We start from the raw sequence: 7,311 nt of genomic DNA on the forward strand, positions 1-7,311 counted from the left end.
TGTGGATCGACATGACAATCCCGAACCCGGCCATCAACACGATCAGTGCTGAGCCTCCGTAACTGACCAACGGAAGCGGAACGCCTACAACAGGCAGAATCCCACTCACCATACCAATATTAACGAAGACATAAACGAATAAAATCAACATTAAGCCACCGGCCATCACGCGACCAAAGGTGGTTTGTGCGTGGGCGGCGATCCACAGGCCACGCATAATCAGCAGTATATACAGCGCCAGCAGGATCAGTATCCCAATCAGACCCAGCTCTTCCGCCAGGACAGCGAAGATAAAGTCGGTGTGGCGTTCGGGTAAAAATTCCAGTTGCGACTGGGTACCGTGTAACCATCCCTTACCGCTAAGACCGCCGGAACCAATCGCAATTTTAGACTGAATGATGTGGTAACCGGCACCCAACGGGTCGGTTTCCGGGTCGAGTAACATCATTACACGCTGACGCTGATAATCGTGCATCAGGAAGAACCACAGGATCGGAATGAACGCCGCGAGCAACAGCACAGCGACGCCAATTAAACGCCAGCTCAGACCCGAGAGGAACAGCACGAACAGGCCGGAAAGCGCGACCAGAATCGAGGTTCCGAGGTCAGGCTGTGCCGCCACCAACAGCGTCGGCATAAAAATCAGCACCAGCGCGATGGCCGTGTTCTTCAGGGACGGCGGACAGACGTCGCGGTTGATAAAGCGGGCGACCATCAGAGGAACCGCGATTTTGGCGATTTCAGAAGGCTGAAAACGTACAATGCCGAGATCCAGCCAACGCTGCGCGCCTTTGGATATTGCCCCGAATGCATCGACCGCCACCAGCAGAATAATACAGAAAATATAGAGATACGGCGCCCAACCTTCATAGACGCGCGGCGGGATCTGCGCCATGACCACCATGATCACCAGACCCATCGCAATCTGACCGACTTTACGCTCCATCATGCCAATGTCCTGGCCGCTGGCGCTCCAGATAACCAGTGAGCTGTAAACCAACAGCGCCAGCAAAATCAGTAACATGGTGGGATCAATATGGATTTTATCCCAGAATGTTTTTTTGTTCGGATTATCCGTCATGGTTATTGATCCTCCGCCGCTGCAACCGCCGGGTTTTCCGCTGGCAGATCGGTGTTGTTATCGCCCAACATGATGTGGTCAAGAATCTGACGCATAATGGTCCCCACCGCCGGGCCCGCCCCCCCGTTTTCCAGGATGATGGCGACGGCCACCTGCGGGTTGTTATACGGTGCAAATGCGGTCATCAGTTTATGGTCACGCAGACGCTCGGCAATTTTATGCGCGTTATAGGTTTCATTGGCTTTCAGGCCAAAGACCTGTGCGGTACCGGATTTAGCGGCAATTTTATATGGCGCGCTGGCAAAATATTTATGCGCGGTCCCGTTGCCACGGTTGGCGACGCCATACATGCCGTCTTTCGCCAATTCCCAATAACCAGAGTGAATATCGCCGACCGGTGGCTCCTGCGGTTGTACCCAGGGAACCTTCTTGCCGTTTTCTGCGGTACTCATCAGCAGATGAGGCACCTTCACGACGCCGTCATTAATCAGGATCATCAGCGCCTTACTCATCTGAATCGGCGTTGCCGTCCAGTAGCCCTGACCGATGCCGACCGGAATGGTATCGCCCTGATACCAGGGTTTTTTAAAGCGTTTGAGCTTCCATTCGCGGGTAGGCATGTTGCCGGAACGCTCTTCCGCCAGGTCGATACCGGTATAGTGACCGTAACCGAATTTGCCCATCCACTCGGAGAGGCGATCGATCCCCATGTCATAGGCGACCTGATAGAAGAAGGTATCCGCCGATTCTTCCAGTGATTTAGTAATGTTCAGGTGTCCGTGACCCCATTTCTTCCAGTCACGGTAGCGTTTTTCCGAGCCGGGCAACTGCCACCAGCCAGGGTCAAACAGGCTGGTATTACGGGTGATAACGCCCGCGCTTAATGCAGACACCGCGACATACGGTTTCACCGTCGACGCAGGTGGATAAACCCCCTGCGTTGCGCGGTTGACCAGCGGCGTGTTCGGATCGTTAAGCAAACCGGAATAGTCTTTACTGGAGATACCATCGACGAACAGGTTCGGGTCGTAACTGGGCATCGAAACCAGCGCCAGCACGCCGCCGGTGCGCGGGTCGGTGACCACCACGGCCGCGCGGCTACCGGCAAGCAGCGTCTCGATATACTGCTGCAGTTTGAGATCCAGCGTCAGGTAGATGTCGTGTCCGGCCTGTGGGGGGACTTCTTTGAGCTGACGGATGACGCGGCCACGGTTGTTGACCTCGACTTCCTCGTAGCCGGTTTGACCGTGCAGCACATCTTCGTAGTAGCGCTCAATCCCCAGTTTCCCGATGTCATGCGTCGCGGCATAGTTGGCCAGTTTGCCGTCTTTATCCAGTCGCTCAACGTCTTTATCGTTAATCTTCGACACGTAGCCAATGACGTGGGTAAGTGCGGAACCGTATGGGTAGAACCGGCGTTTATACCCTTTCACTTCCACACCCGGGAAGCGGTACTGGTTCACGGCAAAACGCGCAACCTGTACTTCGGTGAGGTTGGTTTTGACGGGAATAGAGGTAAAGCGGTGGGAACGTGCGCGCTCTTTCTTGAAGGCGGCAATATCGTCATCGGTCAGGTCGACAACGCTGCGCAGGGCATCCAGCGTTTGCTGCACGTTATCAACCTTCTCGGGCATCATTTCGACCTGATAAATGGTGCGGTTTAGGGCGAGAGGAATGCCATTACGGTCATAAATAATGCCGCGGCTGGGGGCGATAGGCACCAGCTTAATCCGGTTCTCATTCGAGCGAGTCTGGTAATCGGTAAAACGGACGATCTGCAGATTATACAGATTGGCGATAAGCACGCCGGTGAGCAGTAAGATACCCAAAAAAGCGACCAGCGCCCGGCGCACAAATAGCGCGGACTCAGCCGTATAGTCGCGAAAAGAATTCTGTAATTTCATCCGCTGCTTAGTCTACTCAAGCTCAATGATCACTCACGGTGATAAGGGTGATTAGTGGTAATGCTCCACGCCCGATACAGGCTCTCTGCCACCAGCACCCGGACTAGCGGATGGGGAAGCGTGAGTGCAGAGAGCGACCAACTTTGTTCTGCCGCGGCTTTGCAGGCAGGGGATAATCCCTCCGGCCCGCCAATTAACAGGCTGACATCACGACCGTCCAGTTTCCAGCGTTCCAGTTCGGTCGCCAGTTGCGGCGTGTCCCAGGGCTTACCGGGAATATCCAGGGTGACGATGCGATTTTTGCCAGCGGCAGCCAGCATCTGCTCACCCTCTTTGTCGAGAATACGCTTGATATCCGCGTTCTTGCCGCGTTTGCCGGCCGGAATTTCGATCAGCTCAAAAGGCATGTCTTTGGGAAAACGCCGCAGGTACTCGGTAAAACCGGTTTGTACCCAGTCGGGCATTTTCGTGCCTACCGCGACAAGTTGAAGCTTCACGCATTAACTCCAGAGTTTTTCCAGCTCATACAGGCGACGGCTCTCTTCCTGCATAACGTGGACAATCACTTCACCCAGGTCAACGACGATCCAGTCGGCGACGCTCTCACCTTCCACGCCCAGCGGCAGCATTCCCGCAGCGCGAGATTCCTGCACGACGTGGTCAGCAATAGACATAACGTGACGGCTGGAAGTACCGGTACAGATGATCATGCAGTCGGTGATACTGGATTTGCCCTGAACGTCTAAGGCGATGATGTCCTGACCTTTAAGGTCATCAATTTTGTCGATAACAAAATCCTGGAGTGCTTTACCCTGCAAGTTTTCCCCCTGGGTGCATGAATGAGTATTAATAAGCCTGTCAGTATACCTGAACCCACCGGCTTTTCGGGACAAATGTCACCGGGCGGTTTTGGAAAGTGGGCTATCATCCCACCCCATGCAACAGAATGCATCGCCATTTTTGTAAAACAATTTCTGCAAAACGCTGAAGGGTGGGAAAAGTCTGGCAGCGGAGAATAGCAGCCTGTCCGGGGGTGTCAATGGTCGGAGCGTTGCTGGCGGTAAAAAACAGATATTTTACTCGCCGGGCGCCCATATCGCTCTGCTGTTGAGAACCCGAAGCGTGGCAAAATCGCCAGTAAAATCAATAGCACTCCAGCAGCCTTGCTCAACGCGAAAATGCCACATCGCCGCGGCGGGCATGGCAAGCAACCGGGCGATTAACAGGCTGAGAACACCCTGATGGCTGACTATCAGCACATGATCATGGTGCTGATAGTCAGCAAGGATCGAAATTGCCTGCTCAACGCGCTGGGCGAAAGCCTGAAATCCTTCCCCATTGGTGGGAACGGCATTTTGCCAGTCGTTGCACCAGGCCGCGTAGTTCTCGGCATCTTCGCGGGCCAGATCCTGGTGATGACGCATCTCCCAGTCACCAAAAAACATCTCATTGAGCTCAGGCTTCACCTGTAGCGGCAGTTCACGTCCCTGAAGCACTAAGCGCGCCGTGTGCTGCGCGCGCTCCAGTTCGCTACACAGCACCTGCTTAAAGGGAACCTGGCGAAGCAGTGTATTCAGCGTTTGCGCTTGCGCCACGCCGCGCCCGGTCAACGGTGTGGGGGCATGACCGCTGTACAAACCCGCCACATTAGCCTCGGTTTCACCATGACGAACTAACCAGAGTCGCATTTATCCCTCGTGATACGTATTCGCGCAAAACATGATATTCGCCCTGAATGCGCGCGCTAATTTCTCTAAAATAGCCTCTTTTGCCAGGAGCGGCACGATGTCTCTATTCAAAAGCGCCCACGGCGGTAATATCCGTGAGGCGGCTGAGTTTCTCGGGATCTCACCCGAGAAGTTGCTGGATTTTAGCGCGAATATTAATCCACTGGGTATGCCTGAAACGGTAAAACGCGCCATTGTCGACAATTTACACCTTGCCGAGCGCTATCCTGACGTCGATTACCGCCACCTGCATCAGGCACTGGCCCGACATCATCAGGTTCCCGTCGAATGGATCCTCGCCGGAAACGGTGAGACGGAGTCGATCTTTACTCTGGTGAACGGTTTGAAACCGCGGCGAGCGATGATCGTCGCGCCGGGATTTGCCGAATACCGCCGCGCGTTGCAGTGGAGCGAATGCGTCATTGATACGTTCATGCTGCGTGAAGAGGATGGCTGGCAACTGACCGGGGCGATTCTCGATGCGTTAACGGCAGAACTGGACTGTCTGTTTTTGTGCACGCCTAACAATCCCACCGGATTACTGCCGGAGCGGGCGTTACTCGAGGCGATTGCCGGGCGCTGTCAGGCGCTAAATATTGCGCTGATTCTTGATGAAGCATTTATCGATTTTATCGCAGACGAAGCGGGATTTATTCCGCTGTTAAAGGATAACCCGCATATCTGGGTTCTGCGTTCACTGACAAAATTCTATGCCATCCCGGGACTGCGGCTGGGATATCTCCTTAACAGCGATGTGCAGGCGGTCGCGGCGATGAGGGCGCGCCAGATGCCGTGGTCGATCAACGCTTTTGCTGCACTGGCAGGGGAACAGGTGCTGGAGGATACCGCGTATCAACAGGCGACATGGCAGTGGTTGCGGGAAGAGGGCGGACGTTTTTATCAGCAGCTGTGTGCGCTGTCGGGACTAACGGTCTATCCCGGTCAGGCGAATTATCTTCTGCTGCGTTGCGAAACCGATCTCCAGCGCGCTTTGCTGACGCGACATATTCTGATCCGCAGTTGCGCCAATTACCCAGGTCTTGATGGACGCTATTTCCGCGTGGCAATACGCAGTCAGGAAGAGAACAACCGCCTGCTGGCGGCGTTAACCGAAGTGCTTAGCGATACAGCCCATGCTCATTGATATAGTCCAGCACCGCGTGCGGCATCAGATCATCACACGGTTCGCCGTTTTCCAGCCGCTCGCGGATGATCGTGGCGGAAATATTGAACCACGGCGTCTCGGCGAGATAAATTTTCCCTGCCGGTAGCTGGTGCAGATCGTCCGGCGTATTCGTCAGATGTTGATCCAGCCAATGCTGATGCTGTTCCTGCGCCATTTCAAGCGGATAGCCCGGACGGCGGCAGACAATCAGATGGGTATTGTCGAGAATGGTTTCGTAGTCGTGCCAGGTCGGGAAGGTCAGCAACGAGTCCTGGCCGATGATAAACGCCAGTGGGGCATCTGGACCTTGCTCTTCACGCCAGGCCTTTAGCGTTTGCGCCGTATAGGAAGGGGTGTCGTGCTTTAGTTCGCGCTCATCAAGGATAAACAACGGCTTGTCGGCAATTGCCAGTTCAAGCATAGTTTTGCGCTGTTCGCTCGTCGCCTCTGGCTGCGGGCGATGAGGAGGAACATTATTAGGCATCACGATGACCCGTGATAAACCAATCAGATTGGCCAGCGTTTCCACGGGTTTGAGGTGACCATAGTGCACCGGATCAAAGGTGCCGCCAAAGAGTGCCTGTAACGATTTCATATCAGCCATCAATAAAAACTTCAGCCAGCGCTTTGTGGCAAATCAGCAGTGAGAGCCCTTCAAGCTCCGCCCAGACCGACTGGCCATAGTCCTGCTTCAGCGTGATTTCCGTACGTGTCAGTAACTGGACCGCCTGACGTAACTGCGCCGGACTCAGTCGGTTCAGCGCGTCGCCAATCATGCCCCGACGGTTTTGCCAGACGCGATGCTTATCAAAAAGCGTGCGCAGCGGGGTATGGGCCGACTGGCGTTTCAGCGTAACCAGCAGCAACAGTTCACGTTGCAGGGTTCGCAGCAAAATAACCGGTTCGCTGCCTTCCAGACGTAACTGCTGAAGAATGTGCAGTGCGCGCTTACTTTTGCCCATGATCAGCGCATCCACCCAATGGAATGGGGTGAAGTGGGCGGCATCATTAACGGCCTGCTCGACGCGAGGCAGGGTGAGCTTACCGTCGGGCCACAACAAGGACAAACGTTCCAGCGCCTGCGCCAGCGCCAGCAGGTTACCTTCATAGCAATAGCACAACAGTTGATTTGCTGCGTCGTCCAGCTGCAAATTATTTTGTTTTGCGCGCGCCGCCACCCAGCGGGGAAGTTGCGCCTGCTCCGGCGTCTGACAACTGATCTGTACGCTTCGATCGGTCAGCGCTTTAAACCATGCGGCATTTTCCTGGGCTTTGCTGAGCTTGTTACCGCGGACGATCAGCAGCAGATCGTCATGCAGCAACTGAACCAACGTTGCCAGTTGTTCATTAATCGCGGCATTCGGACCGTTTTCGGGCAGCAGCAACAACAGCGTCTGACGGCTGGCGAACAGACTCATCGCCTGGCATTGCGAG

8 protein-coding genes are annotated in these 7,311 nt (G+C 54.8%); 1 reads left to right on the top strand and 7 read right to left on the bottom strand.

Annotation, left to right across the window (positions count from 1 at the left end):
- From mrdB to AB7E14_RS17570, 5 genes are all read right to left on the bottom strand, one after another.
- Positions 1-1,081, bottom strand: a 1,081-nt coding sequence (gene mrdB / locus AB7E14_RS17550) for a peptidoglycan glycosyltransferase MrdB (protein ID WP_428169739.1), incomplete at its 3' end; no start/stop codon positions are given.
- Between the two features lie 2 nt (positions 1,082-1,083).
- Entirely contained in the window at positions 1,084-2,985 is a 1,902-nt protein-coding gene (mrdA, locus tag AB7E14_RS17555) for a peptidoglycan DD-transpeptidase MrdA (RefSeq protein ID WP_043001424.1), read from the bottom strand.
- A gap of 29 nt (positions 2,986-3,014) precedes the next feature.
- On the bottom strand, positions 3,015-3,482 hold the full coding sequence (gene rlmH / locus AB7E14_RS17560) for a 23S rRNA (pseudouridine(1915)-N(3))-methyltransferase RlmH (protein WP_003022725.1): 468 nt from the start codon (positions 3,480-3,482) through the stop codon (positions 3,015-3,017).
- 3 nt (positions 3,483-3,485) lie between these two features.
- Positions 3,486-3,803: a ribosome silencing factor gene (gene rsfS, locus AB7E14_RS17565; RefSeq protein ID WP_012904988.1), complete on the bottom strand. Its 318-nt coding sequence runs from the start codon at positions 3,801-3,803 to the stop codon at positions 3,486-3,488.
- Between the two features lie 258 nt (positions 3,804-4,061).
- Positions 4,062-4,673, bottom strand: a complete 612-nt coding sequence (locus tag AB7E14_RS17570) for an adenosylcobalamin/alpha-ribazole phosphatase (RefSeq protein WP_044328080.1) — start codon at positions 4,671-4,673, stop codon at positions 4,062-4,064.
- Between the two features lie 97 nt (positions 4,674-4,770).
- On the opposite strand from AB7E14_RS17570, the gene cobD reads away from it, so the two are divergent.
- The gene (gene cobD / locus AB7E14_RS17575; protein ID WP_316961909.1) at positions 4,771-5,856 is read left to right on the top strand and encodes a threonine-phosphate decarboxylase CobD; all 1,086 of its coding nucleotides are present in this window, start codon (positions 4,771-4,773) and stop codon (positions 5,854-5,856) included.
- On the opposite strand, the gene nadD is transcribed toward cobD, so the two are convergent.
- Together nadD and holA are read right to left on the bottom strand one after the other, a co-directional pair.
- Positions 5,831-6,472, bottom strand: coding sequence for a nicotinate-nucleotide adenylyltransferase (gene nadD, locus AB7E14_RS17580; protein ID WP_080343225.1), 642 nt, complete (start codon positions 6,470-6,472; stop codon positions 5,831-5,833). The two genes, cobD and nadD, sit on opposite strands and share 26 nt — an antisense overlap.
- 1 nt (position 6,473) lies before the next feature.
- Positions 6,474-7,311 (bottom strand): DNA polymerase III subunit delta (holA, locus tag AB7E14_RS17585; protein WP_428169740.1); only part of this gene is annotated, 838 nt, incomplete at its 5' end.

Origin of the sequence: Citrobacter sp. (genome assembly GCF_050252275.1) — a bacterium.
In the GTDB taxonomy this organism is placed as follows: domain Bacteria; phylum Pseudomonadota; class Gammaproteobacteria; order Enterobacterales; family Enterobacteriaceae; genus Citrobacter_A; species Citrobacter_A amalonaticus.